Genomic DNA, 24,133 nt, shown 5'->3' on the forward strand with positions numbered 1-24,133 from the left:
CCCCGCGTTGACCGTTTCTTTCGAATGCCCATCGCAATCTCCTCATCGAGTGTTGCGACGACCAATTGAATCCACCGCCCAGCCTTCCCTGCGCGATGGTTTTAACGCTTCTTTCGCGCTCTCCCTGGGGACCGGCTTGATTGCCCCCATCGCCTGCGCCGATGCTCTCGCATCACGCTCAGGCTTGACCTCGGCATCGGGAGGCCAGGACCACGCGACTTCACGTCCGCATCGAAGGTTGTCCGTCCGCGCAGCCAAAGCCACGCTGCAACCCGACACGTCCACCGCCTGCCCGCCTCGCGTCTCGTGACGACCGCGCGTACGCCCCTCTCGTTGAGGCGGGATGGGTGGAGGATAGACACGTATTCTGGAAAAACGAAAATTAAATCTTTCGCCCGGAAGGTGCTGCGGGCGCGATCACGTTGAGACAATGCGCAAAATTGCCGTTTCGGCACAGGCGTTTCGTGTAGTTGCGGCGAGCCCGAACGACGGCGTTGCAAACAAGATCGCGCGACTGATTCGCCCGACGGGCTTTGTTGTCCTTGCGTTGATTGCGGCGCTTCAGTCCCAATCCATTCCGCCGATGACGCCAAGAAACCAGCCGCCGATAAAAGCGGCCGTAAGCGCCATGAGATGGATCGTCACGGAGGGACCAAGGTCCTGGTTGTCTTGAACATGACTAAGTCCAATCAACCCAAACTCAAAAATTGCCGCGCAGAATACAGGCCAAAGCGCCCGCCGCCGCGCTGCCAGCCGCTGGGCCGGGCCAGCCCCCCGAGCGTTCCGTGATAGAGTCATGGATCGGCGAAGCGACACCACGGCAGTCAAGACGACCACGATCACAAAGGCGATGAAGTACACCAGACATTATCCTTGGGGCCAGCCGTACCGTCTTGAAGGTCACAGGCGAATAGCGCGAACCGGTTTCCTCAACCCTAAGAAGACCACAAGATACAGCCGTGTCGGAGCGCTGTTCCCAGGCCCCTGCTTCCGGTTGAGCATCAGAAGCAGACCTTCACGCGAGCCGGCGACCAGATCCGTTATGGGCCTTTTCACACAGCCAGGGCCACAAGCGGACATTTGTCTCGTGTTGAGGGATCGAGCTACGTTAACGTCGGCTGCCTAGAGGTATCAACCGATGATTGTGATACGGTTTTGCTTGCTGACCGCTCTACTGTGTCTCGGCGTACTGTTGTGGCGATCAGAAAAGATTGAGGCTCAGGGGATGATCTCGCCCGAAATCCAGCGTCGAATCGATGATGTCTGCGCGTGCCTCAGGACGAAGGTGGTGGAGAAGGACGATCCTCACATTTGTCAAAGGCTCCCGGACCGCATGGCCGCTGATCGAGTGCCGGGCGTCAGCATTGCGGTGATCCATAATGGCGCCGTCGAATGGGCGCAGGGATTTGGCGTCGCACAACTCGGGGGCGGCCCCGTGACGGCCGATACCCTGTTCCAGGCCGGTAGCATCAGCAAGCCGGTCGCGGCGATGGCTGCGCTTCATCTCGTCGAGCAAGGCAAGCTGGCGCTCGACTCGGACGTCAATCAGGCACTGACCTCGTGGAAGATCCCCGCAAGCGCAGCTGCGCCAGGCGCCGTGGTTACGCTGCGTGAGTTGCTCAGTCACACTGCCGGGCTCACGGTGCACGGATTCCCGGGCTACTCGGCGGGTGCTCCGATTCCCTCGCTCGTCCAAGTCCTAGATGGAGAGAAGCCAGCCAACACCGCCCCCGTTCGCCTGGAGGCTGCTCCGGGAAGCCGTTGGAAATACTCCGGCGGTGGCTACACGGTGATGCAGCAGTTGCTGCTCGACGTCTCGCATCAACCGTTCCCTAAGCTCATGCATGACACAGTGCTTGCGCCTATCGGCATGACCCGCAGTACCTACGAACAGCCGCTGCCGGTGGAACTGCGCTCCAGCGCTGCGACGCCCTACAAGGCAAACGGCGCTCCTGTAGAGGGCGGGTCCCACATCTATCCGGAAATGGCGGCTGCAGGACTTTGGACGACGCCGACTGACCTCGCGCGATACGCGATCGAGATTCAGCGTTCGCTGCTGGGCGATTCAAATCGAGTGCTTTCGACTGAGATGACCAAGCAGATGCTCGTTGCCGGTCAAGGCAATCACGGTTTGGGTTTTCCGATCGGGGGCTCGCAGGAAAATCCCTTCTTTTCGCACGGTGGTATCGACGAGGGTTTCGAAGCGGTGCTCGTCGCCTATCAGCATAGTGGCGATGGAGCGGTCATCATGACCAACGCGCAAGGCGGCCAGCTACTAGCGACCGAGATCTTGCGCAGCATCGCTTCGGTCTACGGCTGGCCGGATTTTCATCCGATCGTCCGCACGAGCGTAGAGGTCGATCCCGCTATTCTCGCGACATACACTGGCGTCTATGACTTTACGCCGACGTTCTCGATCACCATCACTCTGGAGAATGGGCAACTGATGTCGCAAGCGACCTATCAACGCAAAATCCGGCTATTTCCCGAGTCGCAGAGCAAGTTCTTCGCGAAAGTCGTTGACGCCCAGTTGGAGTTTTTCTCGACGGACGCCGGGCAGATCTCCCATCTAGTTCTTCATCAGAATGGCAACGACGCGCGGGGCGAGAGAAGGCATTAGCGCGTCAGACCTGACCACATTCCTGGGCTGACCATGCACCGCGAACAACGTCGGCCTCGGGTCACAAGCGGCCCCTGCGCTTCCACGGTCGTTAACTTCCGGTGCACCCCGACAGCGGACGTCGCGGGGCCGGGCGGAAAGGTCCGAGATGGGTCACAAGCAGATATCGGCGGAGAGCGACGGCACCACGTTCGTCCGTCAGCCCCCGGGGCCGTCCTTCATGATGTAGCCCATCAGGTCGTCCACGTTGTGCTCCAAGTCCCGGATGATGTTCTTGACGACGTCTCCGACCGAGATCACGCCCACGACCTTGCCCGCGTCCAGCACCGGCAGATGGCGAAAGCCACGTTGAGCCATCATCGCCATGCAACTGTCCAGCCGGTGATCCGGCTTGACCGTCACCGGGTTGCCCGTCATCACCTGACCCACCGGCGTCTGCTTGGCGTCGAGCCCGGGCAGCAGCACTTTGATGGCGCAGTCCCCCTGGGTCACGATGCCGACCAGCGCGCCGTCGTCGATGACGAGCACCGACCGGACCCGGTTGTCGCGCATCTGGCGCAAGGCTTCGACGACCATGTCGTCGGAACGAACATGGATCAGGGCGCCATTCTTCTGGGCCAGCGCGCTTCTTACTGTGCTCATCGATGTCCCCTCCTGGACCCCGTCCTGCCCCGCCTTGATGGTCCGGATGGCAGGATAGTCGAAATATCCGGCTTCGTCAGCGCCTCGCCGATGCGGTGCGCCTGGCCGTGGACCGAACGATGGTTGGGGTCACAGGCGGCCTAGCGATTCCTGGGATTGCAGACGTCAGGTCGTCCCCGAGAGCGGAACCATCGGGTGCCGGCAAAAATGTTGCTCGGCAAAACGCAAGTCGATCGACGATCGCGGTCAGTAGAGAGCTCTGGGTCAAGAGGCGGCGTACTGGAATTTCTCCCCCACGCCCGCGTCGTCCCTGGCAGCGGACATTCGCATTCATTTTGGCCGGCCGACGCCGCCTGCCTCCTGTCGTGACGCCCGCTCGCTCATCCAGGCTCAAAGGGCCGTCCCGGCGTCGCGGAAACCGACAGCAGACCGAGCACTGCCCGACGGCCCCCCTCGGCAGCCATGTCGCTCGGAAACTCTTCACAAAGCAATTTGAAGGCTTTGACGGGAATGAACATGCGCCCTTAACGAAAACGGGCAAAAATAGGTCGCTGATCTTCACCTACCTGACCACAGTGCCGTTTCGAGCTTACGCGAAATCTCGATAGCCGCGTCGCGAGCCGGTCACCGCCGAAGCGAAATCCGAAATGCCTTCACAGAAGCGCAGGCCGGGGTTTGCAACTGCCGCGTGAAGAATTGGTAAGGAAACGTTAAGGAAAAGTCGGGGATTTCTGATGATTGCGCCGGAAGAAGAGAGGTTGCTGAAAACCTACCTGGTCGAGATGTTCGGCCAGATTAGCAGCATGCGGCGCGAACTCGCCGCTCTTCAAGGCGACGGCAAGGGCAGTTTCGCGACGATGACCGACACCCTCGACGCGATCGTCGAGAATACGGAGGTGGCCGGGAACGCGATCCTCGAAAGCATGGAGGCGATCGGCGCCAGCGTCGCGAAGTTGCAGAGCGTCAAAGACCCGACGGCCGCGGCGGTCAGCGACGAGATCGTCGACAGCACGAACAAGGTGTTCGAGGCGTGCGCGTTCCAGGACCTCACAGGGCAGCGGATCACGCGGGTGGTCAAGTCGCTGCAGTTCATGGAGGACCACATCAACAAGCTCGTCCGCATCTGGGGAAAAGAGGAGCTGGCGCGGCTGGCCACCGAGCTTGCTGCCCCCTCGAGCGTCCCAGACTTGCTGGAGGGCCCGAAGCGGCCCGGCGTGGCGATTTCCCAGGACGACATCGACAAGCTGTTCGCGTGAACGACGGCCAGGCGTGATGCCCGCTCCGCGTCATTGCGAGGAGCAGAGCGACGAAGCAATCCAGGGCCGCGCAAGGACTCTGGATTGCGTCGCTGCGCTCGCAATGACGGAGCAAACTAACGCGTAGCGCCGTTACGGCCGCAGCGTCTCCATGAACCGCACCGGCTCGCCGGTCGCTGGCGTCAGCAGCTCGCCCTGCCACATCACGCGCTGGCCGCGGACGAACGTGCCGACCGGCCAGCCGGTGACGCGTAGGCCATCATAGGGCGTCCAGCCGGCTTTCGAGGCGACCCATTCGTTGGTGATGGTCTCGCTGCGCTTCAGGTCCACGATGGTGAGGTCGGCGTCGTAGCCGGCGGCGATGCGGCCCTTGCGGGCGATGTTGTAGATGCGGGCGGGGCCGGCGCTGGTGAGGTCGACGAAACGTTGCAGCGACAGCCGGCCGGCATTGACGTGGTCGAGCATGATCGGCACCAGCGTCTGCACGCCGGTCATGCCGGAGGGCGAGGCCGGATAGGTCTTGGACTTCTCCTCCGCGGTGTGCGGCGCGTGGTCGGAGCCTAAGATGTCGACGATGCCCTGGTGGACGCCCCACCAGATCACGTCGCGATGATCGACTGATCGCACCGGCGGATTCATCTGCGCGTAGGTGCCGAGCCGCTCGTAGCACTCCGGCGCCGCCAAGGTGAGATGATGCGGCGTCGCCTCGACGGTGGCGACGTCCTTGTGGTCGCGCAGATACACGATCTCCTCCTTGGTGGAGATGTGCAGCACGTGGATGCGCTTGCCGGTCTCGTGCGCGAGGGTGACGAGACGTTGCGTGGCGCGCAGCGCCGCCTCTTCGTCGCGCCACACCGGGTGTGAGCGCGGATCGTTCTCGACGCGCAGGTCCTTGCGCTCGTTGAGGCGGTACTCGTCCTCGGCGTGGAACGCGGCACGGCGGCGGATCACCTGGAAGATGCGGCGCAGGCTGTCGTCGTCCTCGACCAGCAGCGAGCCGGTGGAGGAGCCGACGAACACCTTCACGCCGGCGCAGCCCTCGGCGCGCTCCAACACCGGAAGCTGCTCGACATTCTCGCGGGTGCCGCCGATGAAGAAGGCGAAATCGCAATGCATGCGATGGCGGCCGGCAGCGACCTTGGCGGCGAACGCCTCTTCGGTCACCGTCAGCGGATTGGTGTTGGGCATCTCGAACACGGCGGTGACGCCGCCCATCACGGCGCTGCGCGAGCCGGTTTCGAGGTCCTCCTTGTGAGTGAGACCAGGCTCGCGGAAATGCACCTGGGTGTCGATCACGCCGGGCAGCACGTGCAGGCCCTTGCAGTCGATGATCTCGGCGGCCGAGGCTGTGCCGAGATCGCCGATCTCGACAATACGTCCGCCTGAAATGCCGATGTCGCGGACGCCCTCGCCGTCCTGATTGACCACGGTGCCGGATTTCAGAATGACGTCGAAGCGCGCGCTCATGAAGCCCTCATAGGATTTCATTCTCCTGACCGCCCCAAGACAGATCGATCATGCTGCGCGCCTGCCCATTTGCTGGCCTCCGGTGGCACGCGAGTCTCGATCTTTAGAATGAAGCCACCGCGCGGCGGCGTTTCAGCCTTGTGGTTTATGCCTGGGCGGCTTACGTTTCAGTGCGGCCTGTCGCAAGAGGTTTTTCGGATGAAGGCGACGTTTCTCGACGACCGGGGCGTGGTCCAGGTCAGCGGCGACGATGCACGCAAGTTCCTCAACGGTCTCTTCACCACCGACGTCACCAAGCTCACGCCCGGCGATGCCCGGTTCGGCGCGCTGCTGACGCCGCAGGGCAAGATCATCGTTGATTTCCTGGTGGCGCAGGTGCCGGCGACCGACGCCGGCGAGCGCTTCCTGCTCGACTGTCCGCGCGCGCTGGCGCAGGCGCTCACCGACAAGCTCAACCTCTACAAGCTCAGGGCCAAGGTCGCGGTCAGCAATCGCTCCGGAGAGCTCGGCGTGATCGCGGTCTGGGATGGCGCCATCGGCGCCACGCCGGAGCCGAGCTTCGCCGATCCGCGTCATGAGCGCCTCGGCGCGCGCGTCATTGCGCCGCAGGAGGCGCTCGCGGAGATCGCCGCACGGCTCGGGGCCGAGATCGTCGAGACCGACGCCTATGAGGCGCATCGTATCGACTGCAGCGTGCCGCGCGGCGGGCTCGACTTCACGTATGGCGATGCCTTCCCGCACGAGACCAACATGGACCGGCTGCACGGCGTCGACATCGGCAAGGGCTGCTATGTCGGCCAGGAGGTGGTGAGCCGCATGCATCATCGCGGCACCACGCGCACGCGCGCGGCGAAGGTGCTGCTCGACGGGCCGGGTCCCGAGCCGGGCACGCCGATTCTGGCCGGCGACAAGTCCGTCGGCACCATGGGCTCGGCCGCCGCGCAGAGGGGCATGGCGCTGCTGCGCATCGACCGCGCCGCCGAGGCGTTGGAGGCGGGAACGCCGCTTACCGCCGGCGGCCTCGTTCTGCGCATCGCTGATCCCGACGCGCTGCAGGGCGCGCCGAAGCAGACGGTCGCCTGAGCCGGTCTCATGGGTCGCGCTGCTGTCGTCCATCCCGATGGCCTGACGCGCTGCCCCTGGCCGGGCAGCGATCCGCTCTATGTCGCCTATCACGACACCGAGTGGGGCGTGCCGGAATATGACGACCGCGCGCTGTTCGAGAAGCTGATCCTCGACGGCTTCCAGGCCGGGCTGTCGTGGATCACGATCCTGCGCAAGCGTGACAATTTCCGCCGCGCCTTCGACGATTTCCAGCCGGAGAAGATCGCTGGTTACACCGACAAGAAGATCCACGCGCTGATGAACGATGCCGGCATCGTGCGCAACCGCGCCAAGATCGAAGGGACGATTCTCAGCGCGAAATCCTGGCTCGACATCCAGGACAAGGGTCCCGGCTTCTCGAAGCTGCTGTGGAACTTCATGGACGGGGCGCCCAAGGTCAATCAGTTCAAGACCACCGCGAGCGTGCCGGCCTCGACACCGCTGTCGATCAAGATTTCCAAGGAGCTGGCCTCGCGCGGCTTCAAGTTCGTCGGTCCCACGATCGTCTACGCCTTCATGCAGGCGACCGGGATGGTCAACGACCATCTCGTCACCTGCTTCTGCCACGAGACCTGCAGCGGCAAGCGCCGCACCCCACGCCTCAAGCCTCCCAAATGACGACTGACAAGGCCCCGAGCGGGCACGACCGCGTCTGGCAGCGCATGCTGTCCGGCCGGCGGCTCAACCTCATCGATCCCTCGCCGCTCGATGTCGAGATCGCCGACATCGCCCACGGGCTCGCGCGTGTCGCGCGCTGGAATGGCCAGACCACCGGTGCGCACATCTTCTCGGTCGCGCAGCACACGCTGCTGGTCGAGACGGTGATGCGCGCGCGCAAGCCGAACATCGATGCCCGGCTGCGGCTCGCCGCGCTGCTGCACGATGCGCCGGAATACGTCATCGGCGACATGATCTCGCCGTTCAAGGCGGTGCTCGGCGACGGCTACAAGAGCGTCGAGAAGCGGCTGCTCGGCGCCATCCACATCCGCTTCGGCCTGCCGGCCGAGATTGCTCCTGAGATCGAGCGCCAGATCAAGGCGGCCGACCGCGGCGCCGCTTTTCTGGAGGCGACCCGGCTGGCCGGCTTCTCGGAAAGCGAGGCGAAGAAGCTGTTCGGTCGCGACCCCGGCCTGCCGGACGCCACCGTGACGGACTATCTGACGCCCTGGAGCGCGGCCAAGGCCGAAAAGCAGTTCCTGACCCGTTTCCACGCGGTGCTGGGGTCGTGCTGAGATGCCGCTGACGCCGGACGAACGCCGCAACGAACGGCTGAAGCTGGCGGCCAACTGGGTCAACACGCTGGCGACGGCCATCGTCACCGCTGGAACGTTCGTGCCGCTTGCCCAGTTCGTCTATGGGGTGCTGCCGCCCAGCACCCCCGCGGGCTTGATCTACGGGTCGGGCGTCGTTTGCATTATCACCGGAGTGCTCATACATTTGCTGGGTCAGTGGATCCTGGGAGGTCTTCGATGACCATGCACCAGCTCGTTGCCCTGAGCTTTCCGCTTCTGACCGCCTTGGCCGTCGCCATTGTGGCCCTGTTCGTGCGCCGGCCCTGGTCCGAGAAACCGGTCGAGATCGCCCCCCAGAACCGTGAGCGGCTCCTCGACCATCTCGAGCGGCTGAACGCGGAGATCGAAGGCAAGGCCCATCTGGTTCGCCAGGAGCTGCGGCAGCTCAAGAACACGCGCTGAGGGCTGTCGGCGCATATATGCGCCAGCCCGACAGCAGACATCCAAATCCCGCTTTTGCCCTTGTGCCCCCATTCGTATAATCGGGCCTCCAAAGGCTCGCCATGATCCACGTCTGCTCACTCGCCGCCCTGCCCGAGACCGTGCGCCTGACCGGCGCCAGCCACGTGCTGACCATCATGGCCAATGTCGAGCAGGTGAAGCGGCCGGAGACGATCCGCCCCGAAAACCATCTGCGGGTCTCGGTCGACGACATCACCGAGCAGCTTCCGGGCTTCATGGCGCCGAGCGAGGATCACGTCGCCCAGGTGCTGGAATTCGTGCGCGGCTGGGATCGTGCGGCGCCGCTGGTGATCCACTGCTATGCCGGCATCAGCCGCTCCACCGCGAGCGCCTTCGCCACGGCCTGCGCGCTCAACCCCAATCGCGACGAGCTCGATATCGCCTGGGCGATCCGCCAGGCCTCGCCGATCGCCTCGCCGAACCGGCTGATCGTCAGCCTGGCCGACAGGGCACTGGGCCGCCAGGGGCGCATGGTGCGCGCGCTGGACGCGATCGGGCCCGGCGCCATGATGGTCGACAGCGCGCCGTTCCGGATCGATCTGGACTGAGTTGCGACGCGGCGGAGCCGAGTACCGGTGCGCTTTGAACTTATGTTCCACGGTTTGACACAGAGGGAACGACGGCCATCGGGCGACGCGCCGCGGGCCGTCGGCCGATTCGCTGCGCCAGCGGTCCACCCGCAGGCCGGCGCGTTCCACCCCTGACGCCCACCGGCGCCCATCGATTGAGGATTCCCCGCGTGATGTTCGATTGGCCCCTGGATTGGATCGCGCTGCTGGTCGCGTTCGCCGCGCTCGCCTTCGCGCGCCGGATTTCCGATCGCCTGGCCGAGGTGCAGGCCCGGCTGGCCAAGCTCGAGGCGGCACGCCCGATCGCGGCTGCGCCGGTGGTCGCGCCGCCGCTCAGCCCGCTTCAGGAGCCCGCTGAAGCCCCGCCAATGCCGCCGCCATTGCCGGAGCTGACCGAGCCTGCTCTCCAGCCCGCGGCGATGGCGAGCGACGACGCGGCCGAACAGCCGCCGCCGCTCGCGTCCCCGCCCCCTGTGCCGCAGCCTGCGGCCGGCTTCGAGGAGCGCATCGGCACCCGCTGGGTGGTGTGGATCGGCGGGCTGACCTTGGCGCTCGGCGGCTTCTTCATGGTGCGCTACTCGATCGAGGCCGGCCTCGTCGGCCCCGAGGTGCGCGTCGCACTCGGCGCGCTGTTCGCCGCCGCGCTGCTTGCGGCCGGCGAATGGACCCGGCGCAAGGAGAGCATCTCGCAGATCGCAGCGCTGCCGATCGCCAACATTCCGGCGATCCTGACCGCGGCCGGCACGGCGGTCGCCTTCGCCACGATCTACGCGGCCTACGCGCTGTATGAGTTCCTGCCGCCCGCGATCGCCTTCGTGCTGCTCGGCATCGTCGCGCTGGGCACGCTGGCGGCGGCGCTGCTGCACGGCCCGGCGCTGGCCGGGCTCGGCCTCGTCGCCGCATTCACGACGCCGGTGCTGGTGTCGACTGGCGAGCCGAACTACTGGGCGCTCTACATCTACCTCGCCATCGTCACCGCCGCCGCCTTTGCGCTGGCCCGCGTGCGGCTGTGGCGCTGGCTCGCGATGACCACGATCGGGCTGTCGTTCCTGTGGACCTTGCCCGGACTCGACGCGGGCGTCGAGACGGTGGCGCCGCATGTCTTCCACGTCGCTGTTGGTTTCGCGCTGGCCGCGCTGATCGTGGTCTGCGGCTTCATGTTCGGACCCGCCGCCGAGAACGACGAGGTCGAGCCGATCTCATCCGTCGGCCTGGCGGTTTATCTGCTCGGCGCCATGCTGGTCGTGCTGGCGAGCTTCCATGACGGCCTGGCGCTGATCGGCTTCACGGTGCTGGTCGCGGCGACGCTCGCGGTCGCCTGGCGCGCGCCGAGCGCCGTCGGCGCGGTGGCCGCCGCCGCTGCGACCGTGTTCCTCGTGTTCGCCGAATGGGCGCTGCGCGACAATCCGGACCTGCTGGTGCTGCCCGGCGGCGCGCTGCCCGGGATGGGGCCGAACCCGCTCGGCGCGTCGGTCACGTCGCATCTGGTGACGGCGGCGATCTTCGCGCTGGGCTTCGGCGGCGCCGGCTTCCTGGCGCAGGGCCGCTCGCACAACGCGGTCGTGCCGGTGGTGTGGTCGGCGGCCGGCGTGTTCACGCCGCTGGCGCTTCTTGTCGCGCTCTATGCGCGCATCGCCCATCTCGACCGCTCGATTCCGTTCGCGATCGTCGCCGTCGTGCTCGCCGCCGCGTTTGCCGTCGCCACCGAGGCGCTGACCCGGCGCGAGGAGCGTCCGGGCCTCAGTGCCTCGATCGCATTGTTCGCCACCGGCACGCTGGCCGCGCTGGCGCTGGCGCTGACCTTCGCGCTGGAGAAGGGCTGGCTGACGATCGCGCTGGCGCTGATGTCGCTCGGCACCGCCTGGATCTTCGAGAGCCGGCCGATCCCGTTCCTGCGCACGCTCGCGGCCGTCCTTGCCGGGCTCGTGGTGCTGCGCATCGGCTATGATCCCCGCATCGTCGGCGCCGATGTCGGCACCACGCCGATCGTCAACTGGCTGCTGTGGGGCTATGGCGTGCCGGCGGCGTCGTTCTGGAGCGCGAGCTATCTGATGCGCCGCCATGGCGACGACGCGCCGCTGCGCGCGGTGGAGGCCGCCGCCATCCTGTTCACGACCCTGCTCGCCTTCCTGGAGATCCGCCACGCCGTCAATGACGGCGACATGCTGGCGGTGCCATCGCTCGCCGAAGTGGGACTCGACGTCTGCGTGGCCCTGGCGCTGGCGATCGGGCTGGAGCGGCTGCGGGAGCGCAGCGGCAGCATCGTGCACAACATCAGCGCCGTGATCCTGACCGGCTTTGCCGGCGGCGCCACCGTGCTCGGGCTGCTGCTGCTCGAGAATCCGATGATCTCGGATGTCGCGATCAAGGGCGGCCTGCTCAACATCCTGATCCTGGCCTATGCGTTCCCGGCGGTGCTGATGCTGCTGTTGTCCTACGCGGTCGCAGGCCGCCGTCCGCCGGCCTATGGCAATACGCTGGCCGCGGGCGCACTGATCCTGGCGCTGTCCTATGTCAGCCTCGAGATCCGCAGGATCTATCACGGCCCCGATCTGACGGCAGGGCCGACCAGCGCGGCCGAGCAGTACACCTATTCGATCGCCTGGCTCGCCTTCGGCGTGGTGCTGCTCGGGATCGGAATCATCGTGCAGTCGCAACGCGCCCGTCTGGCGTCCGCCATCGTGATCGCGCTGACGATCCTGAAGGCCTTCCTGATCGACATGTCGGCGCTGACCGGCGTGTGGCGCGCGCTGTCGTTCATCGGGCTCGGGCTGGTGTTGGTCGCGATCGGCTGGCTGTACCAGAAGGTGCTGTTCCGACGGCAGCAGCAGGCGCCGCCGGCTCAGCCGGCGGCGTAGCGCCATGTCGGATTAGGCCGCGCGCACCGACTCCAGGAACGACGCCACCTCACGCTTCAGCCGGTCGCTGTCCGAGGCCAGCGATTGCGCCGCGGCCAGCACGTGCGTGGAGGCCGTTCCGGTTTCCGTCGCGCCGCGCTGCACGTCGACGACGTTCACAGAAACCTGCTGCGTGCCCTCCGATGCCTGCTGGACGTTGCGCGAAATCTCCTGCGTGGCGGCACCCTGCTCTTCCACGGCCGCCGCGATCGCCGACGAGATTTCCGACAGCCGCTCGATGGTCGTGGAGATCGCCCGGATGGCGCCGACCGATTCCTGTGTCGCCGCCTGGATGCCGGACACCTGCTGGCCGATCTCGTCGGTCGCCTTGGCGGTCTGCTCGGCCAGCGCCTTCACTTCGGAGGCGACGACCGCGAAGCCGCGGCCGGCCTCGCCGGCACGAGCGGCCTCGATGGTCGCATTCAGCGCCAGCAGATTGGTCTGGCCGGCGATCGTGTTGATCAGTTCGACGACGTCGCCGATCCGCGCCGCGGCCTTGCTCAGCTCGCTCACGCGATCGTTGGTCATGCGCGCCTGGTCGACGGCCTCGGTGGCCATGCGGGCCGATTCCTGCACCTGGCGGCTGATCTCGGTGATCGACGACGATAGCTCCTCCGTCGCGGACGCGACCGACTGCACGTTGGTCGAAGCCTCCTCCGAAGCAGCCGCAACCGCGGTCGAGATCTCCTGCGAACGCGTCGCGGTGGATGACAGCGCGCCGGCGGAATGCTCGAGCTCGGTCGAGGCCGACGACACCGTCTGCACGATCTCGCCGATGGTCGCCTCGAACTGGCGGGTGATATTGTCGACGCGCCGGCCGCGTTCGATCTTGACCTCGGCATCGTGGGCCGCGAGCTCGTCGGCCTCCTTCTTGGCGATCAGCGCTTCCTTGAACACCTGCAGCGTATCGGCCATGGCGCCGATCTCGGTCGGCTCGCCGCGATGCGTCACCTCCGCGCCGAGATCGCCCTTGGCGAGCTCCTGCATCGGCTTGATGATCGACGCAATGCCCGACGAGACGTTCTGCACGAGATAGAAACCGATGGCGATGCCGCCAATGACGGCCGCGGCAATGATCGACACCACCAGCCAGATCGCACGCGTGAAGCTCTCGGCGGCCTGCCGCGTCGCGTTGTCGGCGCCCTTGTTGTTGAACTCGATGTCCTGGATGAAATACTTGTCGGCGTCGCGCGCGATCGCCGCGGCCGATTTTTCCAGCATTTCGGTGGCTTCGTGCGGGATCTTTCCGACGCTCTTGTTGGATTCGTCCATCACCTGCTTGACGGCGACGACGTACTTCTCCCAGGACTGCACCCAGTTGTTGTAGATCGCGCGTTCCTCGGCCGAGGTGATCATCGGCTCGTAGGTCTTGCGGTCCTTGTTGATCGTCTCAAGGATTCCGTTGACGCGCTTCTCCGCGGCCTGCTTGGCCTCGGCCGTCTCCGACATCACATGCGCGCGCAAGGCGATGCGCAGCAGGTTGATGTCGGCGCGCAGCTCGCCGATCGCGCGCACGCTTGGCAACCAGTTGGTGGCGATGTCGACCGTGTTGACGTTGATCGACTGCATGCTGGTGACGGCGAGCACGCCGAGCCCGCACATGGTGAAGAGCATGAAGGCGATGACCGAAATGATCTTCGTACGAATGGACATTGTTGACACGGAGGACCCCAGCTGACTGCGTGGTTCGGCCGCGTTCTGCCAGCGCCAGAGACGGCCCGAACATCCAGGTCTGCGCTGCGCTGCGCGGTCGAGGTCAGAGGATCAGAGGGCTCCGAAAATTCCGAACCCGCATGTCGTCTCTGACGACCTCATTGGGCGCGAAACAGGCTTATCGGAGGTTAATGCTGGAACCGTAAGATTACTGACAATGCGCGTAAAATGATGGCCCTCAGGGACGGCGCGGTGCTCCTGAACCGGCGCCCGAGGCACCGGATCTCCCGATACCGTTGACGGATCGTGTGGAAGCAAAACCACGAACTGCGTTCGGCAACATCACAAACGCCGTCTGAGCGCGAGAAGTGTGACGGACGGAGAACACGCCCTCAGCGGATTGGCGCCACGGCGCACCGGACCTCGAATCCGATGGCCAGCGGCGCAATCACCCGGACAGTTGGAACTCAGCCGACCGCTTCGGACATCAGGCGGATCCGGAACACTGGCTGCTTGGCTTCGTCGAGCAGCTCCATCTGCCACTCGGCCCCCTGCTGCAACGACTTCGAGATGCCACCGATCAGGTCGGAGCAGACAGCCGTCAGCTCGTTCCAGGCGGTTTCCCGGTTGGCGAATTCATAAGGCTGATCAGCAGCGCCAGAATAGCGGCCCTGGCTGATTCGGAAGAAATAAAGCGACATAACGACCCTTTCTCGTGGGCCACCCCCCTGGTTGCAAACTGCACACGAGTCACTACCGAGGCATGAATTTAAGATTCCGTACGACTACGGCGCAATGACCACTAACGTGCGGTCAGCTTAAAATATTGCTCTATGTTAATAGGGGACTGGTTTTTCAATAGTCGGTGAACTAACAACTAATCGGTCGAGCGACGCAGCTCCGGCGCCGCATCCGACTTCGCGTTATCGGATCTGGTAATTTCGGTCTTCGCGTTTTCGGCCTTGGCGGTTTCGGGCTTGGCGGTTTCGGGCTTCGCGCTTTCCGCCTTGGCGGCCTTCGCAGGATCCGCCTTCAGGGGTTCTACCTTGCTGCGCTCCACCCGCGGGGTCTCGACCCGCGCCGCCACTTCGGTGTGCAAGCCGTCGGCAGCGGGAACAGCAGCGCGCGCGGCGCGCGGCCGCGCCACGGCGCGCGCCATCAGCATGGTGGCTCCGCCCTGATGCTGGAAGTCGCAATAGGCGAAGGCGCCGAGCCCGGAGACCGAGCCGCGGAAGCTGCGGTCGTCCTTCTTGTCGAGGTTGAAGCACGGCTCGAACGGCATGCCCTTGATGGCAGCGCAAACGTTCTGGCCGCGAATCTGCAGGGTGTTGCCGGGCAGGCGGATATGACGCACCGGGCCAGAGCCGGAGAACTGCACCGCGCCCGCCGCGCCCATGTCGTCGAGGATGCGGCCCGCGCCACGGGTGCCGTCGACGCAGGTGAAGGCGAACACCTTTCCGGCGACGAATTTGCGGGCCTCGTCGGCTGTCATCGAACCCGCAACCGCAGGAGCAATCACGGCACCGGCGGTCACGGTCCCCAGCAATATACGCGCGAGCATGCATCAAACTCCCACTTAACCCAACGCAGCGGGTAAGGCGGTATCTTTACCCCATGCTTACCATACCAACCATGGCAACAATGGAGCAGCATGGTTTGAAAAGTCTGAACATCCTCAGGATATTCTTACCACCGTACGGCCGCGGACCTGGCCCGCGAGAATCTGCAGCCCCAGCGACGCCACTTGGTCCAAGGAAATTTCGTGAGTGATTTCAGCTAGTTTTGCGCGATCCAAATCAGTGGCGAGGCGCTGCCAGGCCGCCTTGCGCGCCGGCAGCGGGCACATCACCGAATCGATGCCGAGGAGGGATACGCCGCGCAAAATGAATGGCGCCACCGACGATGGCAAATCCATGCCGGCAGCGAGACCACAGGCGGCGATGGCACCGCCATATTGGGTCATCGCCAGCAGGTTGGCGAGCGTATGCGAGCCGACGCTGTCGATGCCGCCCGCCCAGCGCTCCTTCGCCAGCGGCTTGGCCGGCCCGGACAGCTCGTTGCGGTCGATGATTTCGGCGGCACCGAGCGACTTGAGATAGTCGGCTTCGGCCAGGCGGCCGGTCGAGGCGATCACGTGGTAGCCGAGCTTGGCGAGCACCGCCGTCGCCACCGAGCCGACGCCGCCGGCCGCGCCCGTCACCACCACTGCCCCGCTGGCCGGCGTCAGCCCGTGCTTCTCCAGGGCCAGCACGGCCAGCATCGCCGTGAAGCCGGCGGTGCCGATGGCCATGGCATCCCGGGCCGACAGGCCCTGTGGCAGGCCGACGAGCCAATCGCCCTTGACCCGCGCCTTCTCGGCATAGGCGCCGAGATGGGTCTCGCCCATGCCCCAGCCGGTACAGATCACGGCATCGCCCGGCTTCCAGGCGGGATGGCTGGACTGCTCGACCGTGCCGGCAAAATCGATCCCCGCGATCATCGGGAAGCGCCGGACCACCGGCGCCTTGCCGGTCAGCGCCAGCCCGTCCTTGTAGTTCAGCGCCGACCACTCGACCTTGACCGTGACGTCACCGTCCATCAGCTCGGCTTCATCGAACTGCGTCAGCGTCGCGGTCGTTCCCTTGTCCGCCTTGTCGATCCGGATCGCCTTGAACGTTCCCACAGCGGCACTCCCTGCGCTTTCTTTGTCTCACGCCATGTTTAGCCGATCGGGTCGGCCGCGCAACTCAGGTCGCGGGAACGGCACGCGCGACCGGCTTCTCGACGATCGGCAGGTTGATCAGCGCCGACAGCACGCCGAACAGGATCGAGAGCCACCAGATCGGCGTATAGGAACCGTAGCGCTCGAACACGATGCCGCCGAGCCAGACGCCGAGGAAGCCGCCGACCTGGTGGCTGACGAAGGCGAAGCCGTAGAGCGTGGCGAGCCAGCGGGTGCCGAACATGATCGCGACCAGCGACGAGGTCGGCGGCACCGTGGAGAGCCAGGCGAGCCCGGAGACCGCGCCGAAGGCGATCGCGGAGGCCGCCGTGACCGGGAACGAGATGAAGGCGAGCGTCGCCAGCGCACGGGTGAAATAGATGAAGGACAGGATGTAGCGCTTCGGCAGCCGGCTCTGCAGCCAGCCGACACTGAGCGAGCCGATGATGTTGAACAGGCCGATCGCCGCGATCACCCAGCCGCCAACCTGCGCCGACAGGCCACGATCGACCAGGAACGCCGGCAGGTGCACGGTGATGAAGGCGAGTTGGAAGCCGCAGGTGAAGAAGCCGAGCACCAGCAGCACGTAGGAGCGGTGTCCAAACGCCTCCATCAGCGCGGTCGTGAACGACTGCTGCTCGGCCTCCGACGGCTTGGCCTCGGCCGCCGGCGGCGTCGCCACGGCGAGCGACAGCGGCACGATGAACAGCATCAGCGTCGCGAACACCATCAGCGCGCTCTGCCAGCCGAACTGGTCGATCAGCGCGACGCCGAAGGGAGCGAACAGGAACTGGCCGAGCGAGCCGGCCGCCGTGCCGGCGCCGAGCGCGACACCACGGCGCTCCGGCGGCAACAGCTTGCTGAACGCCGACAGGATGAGATTGAACGAGCAGCCCGACAGGCCGAAGCCGACCAGCACGCCGGCGCCGATGTTCAGCGACAGAGGCGAGCTGGAATAGCGCATCATCAGCAGGCCGCCGGCATAGAGCAGCGCGCCGACACAGATCACGCGCATCACGCCGAAACGATCGGCGATCGCGCCGGCGAGCGGCTGACCGAGCCCCCACAACAGGTTCTGCACCGCCACCGCAAGCGCGAACACGTCGCGTCCCCAGGCGAATTCACGGCTCATCGGCTGCACGAAGAAGCCGAGGCTGGAGCGCGGACCGAAGCTCAGCAGCGCAATCGCGCAGCCGCACACGATGATGACGACCGGCGTCCGCCAGCTCTGGCTGCGGGAGGCCGTGCCGAGATCGCCTGCCTGTACCGACATCCGTGTCCTCCCCTGCCGCGGTCGCTGTCCGCCGCGCCCTTCCGATTAATGCATCTGCATTGAACTCCCAAGCTCAAAAGCGGAACCCAGCCATGAAAAATTTCGATGCGGCGGCCAGCCATGAGCACGTGTCATCCGAAGCGAGTTCCCGCGGCGGAACTCGCTCATGCGTCCTTGTCCCGGCGCGAAACGTCCTGATGCGCGAGTCGCAAACGACGATTCATCCTGTGCGAGAGTGACCTTCAGAACAGCCGCTATTTGTCGCCAAACACCGATAAACAGCGAAGGAAGTCTCTGAAGAAGAACTAACAGGTACCGCGGTACACATGCGCACGGAATGTGGAATTTGGACATCACATGGACCACGATCAGATCGAGACATCCGGCCGCGTCGTGATCGTTGGTGCCGGAGTTGCCGGGCTGTTCTGCGCGCTGAAGCTCGCACCGCAGCCGGTCACGCTGATCTCCGCGACCGCATTGGGTGAGGCGTCGTTCGGCGCGACGATGCAGGCCGACATCGCGGCAGCGGTGTCATCCGGCGACAGCCCCGATACACATGCCGCCGACATGATCGCTGCGGGTGGCGGCCTGGTCGACGCGACGGCTGCGCTGGCGCTCGCGCGCGACGCTTCGGCTGCAATCGAGGACCTGGTCCGCCTCGGCGTGGCTTTCGATCGTGATCACAGCGGCAGGCTGGCGACGTCTCGTGCGGCTGCGCACACCGCGCGACGGATTCTCAGCGTTCGCGGAGACTTCACCGGACAGGCGATCATCACCGCGCTGTCTCAAGCCGTGCGCGCAACGCCCTCGATCCGCATCATCGAGGGCCATGTCGCCGACGCGCTGCTGACGGAAGACGGCGCGGTGCGTGGCCTGCAACTGCGGCCGACCGACGACGATGCGGCCGCGCCGGTGCTGATCGCGGCGCCGGCAATCGTGCTGGCCACCGGCGGCATCGGCCGTCTGTTCGCCGCGACCACCAATCCGCCGCACGCCACCGGCATCGGCCTCGCCATCGCCGCGCGCGCTGGCGCGGTGATTGCCGATCCGGAGTTCGTCCAGTTCCATCCGACCGCGATGATGACCGGTCACGATCCGGCGCCGGTGGTGAGCGAGAGCCTGCGCGGCGCCGGCGCCATCCTGGTCAACCGGCGCGGCCAGCGCTTCATGCTGCCGCGCCATCCGCTGGTCGATCTTGCCCCGCGCGACACGGTGGCGCGCGGCGTGATGGCCGAGATCATCGCCGGACGCGGCGCCTTTCTCGACGCACGCGACGTGCTCGACGACGACGTCGCCGAACGCTATCCGATGCTGCACCGGGCCTGTACCGCCGCGGGGCTCGATCCGACCCGGCAGCCGATTCCGGTGGCGCCGGCGGCGCATTTCCACATGGGCGGGATCGCGGTCGACGCGCAGGGCCGCAGCTCGATCGAGGGGCTTTGGGCGGCGGGTGAAGTCGCCGCGACGGCAACGGACGGCGCCAACCACATCGCCGGCAACGCGCTGCTCGCCGCGCTGGTGTTCGCCCAGCGGATCGCCGCGGATATCTCCGGCCGGACGTTCACCGCGCCCTCCACGCTACAGGACATTGCGTTCGCCGATCCGGCCGGCCCCTGTGCCGGCGCTGCGGCGAGCTCGCTGCGCGAGACGATGACGGCGCAGCTCGGCGTCATCCGCGACGAGGAGCGGCTGGCGGAGGCCATCGCCGCGATTGCCAGGATGGAGCGCGACGCCGGCAGCCCGAGGCTGCGCAACATGGCGAGCGCCGCGCTGCTGATTGCCACCGCGGCCTGGAGCCGGCGCGAGAGCCGCGGTGCGCATTGCCGCGCCGACTGCCCCGCGGAGAATCCGAGTTTCGCGCAGCGGACGATGACCACATTGGCCGCTGCCCGCGAGATCGCCGACGAGCTCGCGGCACGGCCGACGGCGCGGCAGTCGCGGCCGTTGAGCGCGTAGCAAGAGCTGATCCGACTGCGTCACGACGGAGCTCGGCAGTCGCGTTTTCACCGTCATTCGTGACCACCGTCATTCCGGGTTCAGGGCCTGCGGCCTTGTCCCGGAATGACGGTGCTCATGACGAAGCAGCCATCGTCGCCCAATACAGATATTACGACTCGTTGTTATTTGCTGCCTCGCCGGTATTTGGGAGCAGGCACGATGTAATTAGTGCGTGCCGTGTCGGCCGCGTGCATCCATTGATCCGCGGGCGCTGGACGAACAAATCGGCCGTACCGTTGCGCTGGTGCTCGTCCTCATCACGCGCACGATCTGAGCGGCCCTCGCCAATGAGTTGGACGAGGCATTTCGTCGAAGCAGATCACCGGCTGACGCTGATGCGAATCGCCGCACGGATCGAGCACATCCTCTACGCGCGCGACTAATTCGCATCGATCTGTGGGGATACGCCACATGCTCCTGCGCCATGGCTTCAGATCGTTCTCGGCCAGACGCCGCCGCATTATCTCGTGCGCCCCGGCGCCGACGGCATTTACCAGCACCAACTAAATGGCTGGACAGGTTCGCCATGATTTCGGCAAAAGAACCGCAGAACCTGTACAAATAAGAAAAAGAGATGGTCGAAATTTAGCGGTGCTCAAGTAGTAGCGCGCGTTTTGTCCGTCCTGCTGACGAGGAAATGGGAATTACGGCTGCCAGATCGCCGATTCACCGCTTGGCATGGCCATAGATTCGGTCATCGGTCTCGCCGCCGGTTTGGAAGCCGAGTCGCCGAGCAGAAAGGCGCCAAACGGTCCAGGGAGTGTTGCGGGGCGACGCGATGGCGCGTGTCCGCAGGAGTAGTTGAGGATGAGTTCCTTATTGCGGAGTAGCGGATCGCGGATCACCGTGGGTGATGCGCAGAGCGAACGTTGGCGCCCGGCAAAGCCTGCCGCTTTGTCCAACAGCCTCGCGCATGCGACGTCTGCGCCTGATGAGGATGCGGCCACCGATCTCTCCCGGCCGTGGTGGCAAACCGCTTCAGCGGTTGACGATGCGCCGATGCCAATGGCGCCAGCAGAAGCGGACCGATCCTGGCAGATCCCTTCACTCGATCCCGTCGTGATGCCTCCACCTCCGCCCGAACGGCTCGAATTCGATTCTGTTTTCCGGTTCGGTGCCGCAGTGGCCGCGCTTGCGTGCCTCGCGTTCTTTGCGGTGCGCATCATGCAGGCTCCGAACATTGAAACAGTTACGAAGTCTGAAGCGACCGCTTCATCGTCTCCCCGAAACTTCGGGACAGCGGGGAAATCGAAATCCGATGACGGCCAAGCATCGCTGGACGCCGCGGCGCACACGATCGGACGGGCCGATTCGATCGTGGCGTCGGTCCCGATCGTCAAGCCGGCTCCGGGCGGAGGCGAGACCCCGCAGTCAATTCCGCCGAAAGCATCTCGGACCATCGCGACCAGGAGCCCTGCACCGGCGGCCGCGTCTGCGCTGACCAAGAACGAGATCAGCGAAATGCTGAAGCGCGGACGCGATCTCATCGGCGCGGGCGACGTTGCGAGTGCCCGCCTGATCCTGGCGCATGTCGCGGAAGCGGACGCCGAAGCATCACTGACGCTGGCCGGCACCTATGACCCCGCGATCTTGTCCAACCTGAAAGCCGTTGGCGTCGCGCCCGATCCGGCCAAGGCCCACGCCTGGTACGCGAGAGCCGCCGAACTCGGGTCACTCGAGGCTCGACGGCGGCTCGAGTGACCCGAGCTTCGAAACCGGGTGATCCAGCGCGGTCTCACGCCGGTCGCTGCGCAGGAATTGCGGCGGGGCGCGGACCGCCGGATCCTGGTCGATGGTGTCGTGCGGGCGACGCGCGTCCCCGCAAAGTGTTGTGTTGCGTGATGAGGTCCATGATGGGAATGTTTGATCGTCTGTTGCAACCGGCCTTGTCGTCGGCGCCCCGTGGTCCTCGGCTGCTTGGCGCGCCGGGTTCTCCGACCGTGGCGTTGCTCCTCGTGCTTGCCGCCGTGCCAGGCCTGGCGCGTGCTGCCGAGGGCGAGATCCGGATCGGCAATACGACGCCCTACAGCGGGCCGGCCGCCGCCTACGGCAGCGTGAGCAAGGTCATCTCCGCCTATTTCCAGAAGGTGAATGACGAGGGCGGGATCAGGGGCCGCAAGATCACCTACATCTCCTATGACGACGGCTATAATCCGCAGAAGACGGTGGAGCTGACACGACGGCTGGTGGAGGAAGACAAGGTCGACGTCATCTTTGCGAGCGTTGGAACAGCGACCAGCGCGGCGGTGCGGCCTTATCTCAACGCGAACAAGATACCGCAATTGTTCGTCGGCTCCGGCGCCTCGATCTGGGATCAGCCTCGCGACTATCCTTGGACCATGGGAGCGCAACCCAGCTACCAGATTGAAGCTCATATTCACGCGCAATATCTGCTCGAGCAACATGCCGGTGGCACGCGCATCGGTGTACTTTATCAAGACGACGAGTTCGGCAAGGACTATCTGAAGGGTTTGAAGGACGGGCTCGGCGGCAAGCTGCCGATCGTCGCGGAAGCGGCTTACGCGGTCACCGATGCCGACATCAATCAGCAGATCGCGAAGCTGAAGACCGCCGGAGCCAACATCCTGGTCGACGTCAGCACCCCGAAATTCACGGTGCTCGCGATCCGCCGCCTCGCCGAGCTCGGCTGGAGACCCGAGCACATCATCCCCACGGTTTCGGATTCGGTTGCCACCGTGCTGCAGCCTGCAGGCCTGCAGAACGCGGAAGGACTGCTTTCCGCCACCATCCTGTACGAGGGCGGTGTGCAGGGCGGCGATCCCGGCTTCGCCGAGTGGTCCGCGTTCATGGATCGCTACGCGCCTGCAATCAGCAAGAACAACAGCTTGGGAATCGTGGGCTACGCGCTTGCCAACCTGATGGTTGCGGTCCTGCGCAATTGCGGCGACGACTTCTCCCGCGACAACATCATGAGGCAGGCGCGTTCCTTGAAGGGGACGCCAATTCCCATGTTGATTCCCGGGATCGTCGCCAATACCAGCGCCAGCGACCACGCGCCGATCGAGCAGATGCAGATGAAGCGTTTCGTCGATGGCCATTGGGAACGGTTCGGGCCGGTGCGCAGCGGAATCGACCCGGGTGCGGTCAGCGATTCCTTCAAGGCGATCTTCCGCTATGCGTCGGCCAAGCGGGACCTCGCGAGCCAGCTCAACGCCAATACGGTGAGCCTGATGACGGGCTCGTATGGCAGCACCTATTCCCAGATGGGCGCCGACGTCGCCTCGGTCCTCAATGACGGCATCAACCTGCGGGTCATGCCGGTCCTCGGCAGCGGCTCGGTTCAGGCGGTGGCCGACATCCTCATGCTCAAGGGCGTCGACGTGGGAATCGTGCGCAAGGACACGCTGTCCTATCTCGAACGCAAGGACTTCGCGAGCAACATCCGCAATCAGCTCGTCTACGTCACCAAGATGTTCAACGAGGAAATGCATGTTCTGGCACCGCGATCGATCCGCACCATGCGGGAGCTCGACGGCAAGACCGTTGCGGTCGACCTGCCGGACGGCAGCACCTTCGTGACCGCGATCAACGTGTTCGAGCGGCTCGAGATCAAGCCGCATCTGCTCTATATCGAGCCGCGCATCGCGCTCGAAATGTTGCGCAAGGGGGAGATCGACGCGATGATTGCGGTCGACGGCAAGCCGGTGCCCTGGCTCAGCCAGATCACGGATGCCAATCTGCATCTCGTCCCGGTCGGCTACGACAAGACCTTGCGCGAGGATTACCTTCCATCCAAGCTCACCGCGGACGACTACCCCAACCTGATCTCCAATTCCGAGTCGGTGGAAACGATCGCAGCAGAGGCAATCCTGGCGTCGTATAATTGGCAGCCGGGAAGCGACCGCGATCGCCGGCTGTCGCTGCTGGTCGAGTCGCTGTTCTCGCGCATGTCGCAGCTGCAGCGGCCTCCCTTCCATCCGAAATGGCAGGAGATGGCGCCGCGCGCGCCGGTCGCCGGCTGGACCAGGTTCCGGGCCGCGCAGGAATGGCTCGATGGGACGACACGGATTCCGGCGGCCACTACGGCCACCGTTAAACCGTCGAAGCCGGTCGCGGCCGCCGCACCGTCCCCGCGCATTCCTGTCACGGCAAAGCCGGCGGCCGCAACGCCGCCGGACCAGGCGCGCCAGACCGAGTTGTATCGCCGCTTTCTCGAGTGGAATGCGACGCGTCGCTAG

At 65.3% G+C, this 24,133-nt stretch carries 20 protein-coding genes; 12 read left to right on the forward strand and 8 right to left on the reverse strand.

The features are described from left to right. Positions 1 to 561: 561 nt before the first annotated feature. On the reverse strand, positions 562 to 861 hold the full coding sequence (locus tag QX121_RS29320; RefSeq protein ID WP_315813695.1) for a hypothetical protein: 300 nt from the start codon (positions 859 to 861) through the stop codon (positions 562 to 564). 364 nt (positions 862 to 1,225) lie between these two features. Between QX121_RS29320 and QX121_RS29325 the strand changes: the two genes are divergently transcribed. Continuing rightward, on the forward strand, positions 1,226 to 2,620 hold the full coding sequence (locus QX121_RS29325) for a serine hydrolase (protein ID WP_315776187.1): 1,395 nt from the start codon (positions 1,226 to 1,228) through the stop codon (positions 2,618 to 2,620). A gap of 198 nt (positions 2,621 to 2,818) precedes the next feature. Here the strand turns inward: QX121_RS29325 and QX121_RS29330 are convergent, their stop codons facing one another. Further along, a complete protein-coding gene (locus QX121_RS29330) occupies positions 2,819 to 3,262 on the reverse strand; it encodes a CBS domain-containing protein (RefSeq protein WP_315776186.1) in 444 nt (147 codons plus the stop codon). A gap of 734 nt (positions 3,263 to 3,996) precedes the next feature. Between QX121_RS29330 and QX121_RS29335 the strand changes: the two genes are divergently transcribed. After that, entirely contained in the window at positions 3,997 to 4,518 is a 522-nt protein-coding gene (locus QX121_RS29335; RefSeq protein WP_315739983.1) for a protein phosphatase CheZ, read from the forward strand. A gap of 132 nt (positions 4,519 to 4,650) precedes the next feature. Here QX121_RS29335 and QX121_RS29340 read toward each other — a convergent pair whose 3' ends face one another. After that, on the reverse strand, positions 4,651 to 5,985 hold the full coding sequence (locus QX121_RS29340) for a dihydroorotase (RefSeq protein ID WP_315773974.1): 1,335 nt from the start codon (positions 5,983 to 5,985) through the stop codon (positions 4,651 to 4,653). Positions 5,986 to 6,183: 198 nt separating this feature from the next. Here QX121_RS29340 and QX121_RS29345 point away from each other — a divergent pair, with 198 nt between their 5' ends. The 7 genes from QX121_RS29345 to QX121_RS29375 all read left to right on the forward strand — a co-directional run bounded on the left by QX121_RS29345 (position 6,184) and on the right by QX121_RS29375 (position 12,270). After that, positions 6,184 to 7,068, forward strand: a complete 885-nt coding sequence (locus QX121_RS29345) for a folate-binding protein (protein WP_315813696.1) — start codon at positions 6,184 to 6,186, stop codon at positions 7,066 to 7,068. Positions 7,069 to 7,077: 9 nt separating this feature from the next. Further along, positions 7,078 to 7,707, forward strand: coding sequence for a DNA-3-methyladenine glycosylase I (locus QX121_RS29350; protein ID WP_315773940.1), 630 nt, complete (start codon positions 7,078 to 7,080; stop codon positions 7,705 to 7,707). Continuing rightward, positions 7,704 to 8,321, forward strand: coding sequence for an HD family hydrolase (locus tag QX121_RS29355; protein WP_315757075.1), 618 nt, complete (start codon positions 7,704 to 7,706; stop codon positions 8,319 to 8,321). Before QX121_RS29350 ends, QX121_RS29355 begins: the two co-directional genes overlap by 4 nt. 1 nt (position 8,322) lies before the next feature. Then, positions 8,323 to 8,562 carry a hypothetical protein gene (locus QX121_RS29360; RefSeq protein ID WP_315717219.1) on the forward strand — a complete coding sequence of 80 codons (240 nt, stop codon included), beginning with the start codon at positions 8,323 to 8,325 and terminating at the stop codon, positions 8,560 to 8,562. Continuing rightward, positions 8,559 to 8,783 (forward strand): hypothetical protein, encoded by a 225-nt coding sequence (locus QX121_RS29365; protein WP_315773945.1) that lies wholly within the window; start codon positions 8,559 to 8,561, stop codon positions 8,781 to 8,783. The genes QX121_RS29360 and QX121_RS29365 overlap by 4 nt, the downstream gene beginning before the upstream one ends. Positions 8,784 to 8,884: 101 nt before the next feature. Then, a complete protein-coding gene (locus tag QX121_RS29370) occupies positions 8,885 to 9,391 on the forward strand; it encodes a tyrosine phosphatase family protein (RefSeq protein WP_315739978.1) in 507 nt (168 codons plus the stop codon). A gap of 194 nt (positions 9,392 to 9,585) precedes the next feature. Beyond that, the gene (locus QX121_RS29375; protein WP_315813697.1) at positions 9,586 to 12,270 is read left to right on the forward strand and encodes a DUF2339 domain-containing protein; all 2,685 of its coding nucleotides are present in this window, start codon (positions 9,586 to 9,588) and stop codon (positions 12,268 to 12,270) included. Between the two features lie 12 nt (positions 12,271 to 12,282). On the opposite strand, the gene QX121_RS29380 is transcribed toward QX121_RS29375, so the two are convergent. From QX121_RS29380 to QX121_RS29400, 5 genes are all read right to left on the reverse strand, one after another. Further along, positions 12,283 to 13,971, reverse strand: a complete 1,689-nt coding sequence (locus QX121_RS29380; RefSeq protein ID WP_315813698.1) for a methyl-accepting chemotaxis protein — start codon at positions 13,969 to 13,971, stop codon at positions 12,283 to 12,285. A gap of 458 nt (positions 13,972 to 14,429) precedes the next feature. Beyond that, entirely contained in the window at positions 14,430 to 14,663 is a 234-nt protein-coding gene (locus QX121_RS29385; protein ID WP_315739975.1) for a DUF6894 family protein, read from the reverse strand. A 176-nt stretch (positions 14,664 to 14,839) separates the two neighbouring features. Then, positions 14,840 to 15,523 (reverse strand): hypothetical protein, encoded by a 684-nt coding sequence (locus QX121_RS29390; RefSeq protein WP_315796872.1) that lies wholly within the window; start codon positions 15,521 to 15,523, stop codon positions 14,840 to 14,842. Positions 15,524 to 15,637: 114 nt separating this feature from the next. Beyond that, on the reverse strand, positions 15,638 to 16,624 hold the full coding sequence (locus QX121_RS29395; protein WP_315813699.1) for an MDR family oxidoreductase: 987 nt from the start codon (positions 16,622 to 16,624) through the stop codon (positions 15,638 to 15,640). A 64-nt stretch (positions 16,625 to 16,688) separates the two neighbouring features. Beyond that, positions 16,689 to 17,936 (reverse strand): MFS transporter, encoded by a 1,248-nt coding sequence (locus QX121_RS29400; RefSeq protein ID WP_315757070.1) that lies wholly within the window; start codon positions 17,934 to 17,936, stop codon positions 16,689 to 16,691. A gap of 357 nt (positions 17,937 to 18,293) precedes the next feature. On the opposite strand from QX121_RS29400, the gene QX121_RS29405 reads away from it, so the two are divergent. The 3 genes from QX121_RS29405 to QX121_RS29415 all read left to right on the forward strand — a co-directional run bounded on the left by QX121_RS29405 (position 18,294) and on the right by QX121_RS29415 (position 24,133). Further along, positions 18,294 to 19,892, forward strand: a complete 1,599-nt coding sequence (locus QX121_RS29405; protein WP_315813700.1) for an L-aspartate oxidase — start codon at positions 18,294 to 18,296, stop codon at positions 19,890 to 19,892. 849 nt (positions 19,893 to 20,741) lie between these two features. Further along, on the forward strand, positions 20,742 to 21,635 hold the full coding sequence (locus tag QX121_RS29410) for an SEL1-like repeat protein (protein ID WP_315813701.1): 894 nt from the start codon (positions 20,742 to 20,744) through the stop codon (positions 21,633 to 21,635). Between the two features lie 152 nt (positions 21,636 to 21,787). Next, positions 21,788 to 24,133: an ABC transporter substrate-binding protein gene (locus QX121_RS29415; RefSeq protein ID WP_315757114.1), complete on the forward strand. Its 2,346-nt coding sequence runs from the start codon at positions 21,788 to 21,790 to the stop codon at positions 24,131 to 24,133.

This window comes from Bradyrhizobium sp. SZCCHNR2028, assembly GCF_032380995.1.
GTDB lineage: Bacteria > Pseudomonadota > Alphaproteobacteria > Rhizobiales > Xanthobacteraceae > Bradyrhizobium.

Bases quoted from the DNA above. Each gene is read 5' to 3' on its own strand.
- QX121_RS29415 (WP_315757114.1), top strand. From the start codon at position 21,788: ATGGGAATGTTTGATCGTCTGTTGCAACCGGCCTTGTCGTCGGCGCCC.
- QX121_RS29385 (WP_315739975.1), bottom strand. From the start codon at position 14,663: ATGTCGCTTTATTTCTTCCGAATCAGCCAGGGCCGCTATTCTGGCGCT.
- QX121_RS29330 (WP_315776186.1), bottom strand. From the start codon at position 3,262: ATGAGCACAGTAAGAAGCGCGCTGGCCCAGAAGAATGGCGCCCTGATC.
- QX121_RS29400 (WP_315757070.1), bottom strand. From the start codon at position 17,936: ATGTCGGTACAGGCAGGCGATCTCGGCACGGCCTCCCGCAGCCAGAGC.
- QX121_RS29345 (WP_315813696.1), top strand. From the start codon at position 6,184: ATGAAGGCGACGTTTCTCGACGACCGGGGCGTGGTCCAGGTCAGCGGC.
- QX121_RS29410 (WP_315813701.1), top strand. From the start codon at position 20,742: ATGAGTTCCTTATTGCGGAGTAGCGGATCGCGGATCACCGTGGGTGAT.
- QX121_RS29375 (WP_315813697.1), top strand. From the start codon at position 9,586: ATGTTCGATTGGCCCCTGGATTGGATCGCGCTGCTGGTCGCGTTCGCC.
- QX121_RS29360 (WP_315717219.1), top strand. From the start codon at position 8,323: ATGCCGCTGACGCCGGACGAACGCCGCAACGAACGGCTGAAGCTGGCG.
- QX121_RS29390 (WP_315796872.1), bottom strand. From the start codon at position 15,523: ATGCTCGCGCGTATATTGCTGGGGACCGTGACCGCCGGTGCCGTGATT.
- QX121_RS29365 (WP_315773945.1), top strand. From the start codon at position 8,559: ATGACCATGCACCAGCTCGTTGCCCTGAGCTTTCCGCTTCTGACCGCC.
- QX121_RS29350 (WP_315773940.1), top strand. From the start codon at position 7,078: ATGGGTCGCGCTGCTGTCGTCCATCCCGATGGCCTGACGCGCTGCCCC.
- QX121_RS29405 (WP_315813700.1), top strand. From the start codon at position 18,294: ATGGACCACGATCAGATCGAGACATCCGGCCGCGTCGTGATCGTTGGT.
- QX121_RS29335 (WP_315739983.1), top strand. From the start codon at position 3,997: ATGATTGCGCCGGAAGAAGAGAGGTTGCTGAAAACCTACCTGGTCGAG.
- QX121_RS29355 (WP_315757075.1), top strand. From the start codon at position 7,704: ATGACGACTGACAAGGCCCCGAGCGGGCACGACCGCGTCTGGCAGCGC.
- QX121_RS29340 (WP_315773974.1), bottom strand. From the start codon at position 5,985: ATGAGCGCGCGCTTCGACGTCATTCTGAAATCCGGCACCGTGGTCAAT.
- QX121_RS29325 (WP_315776187.1), top strand. From the start codon at position 1,226: ATGATCTCGCCCGAAATCCAGCGTCGAATCGATGATGTCTGCGCGTGC.
- QX121_RS29370 (WP_315739978.1), top strand. From the start codon at position 8,885: ATGATCCACGTCTGCTCACTCGCCGCCCTGCCCGAGACCGTGCGCCTG.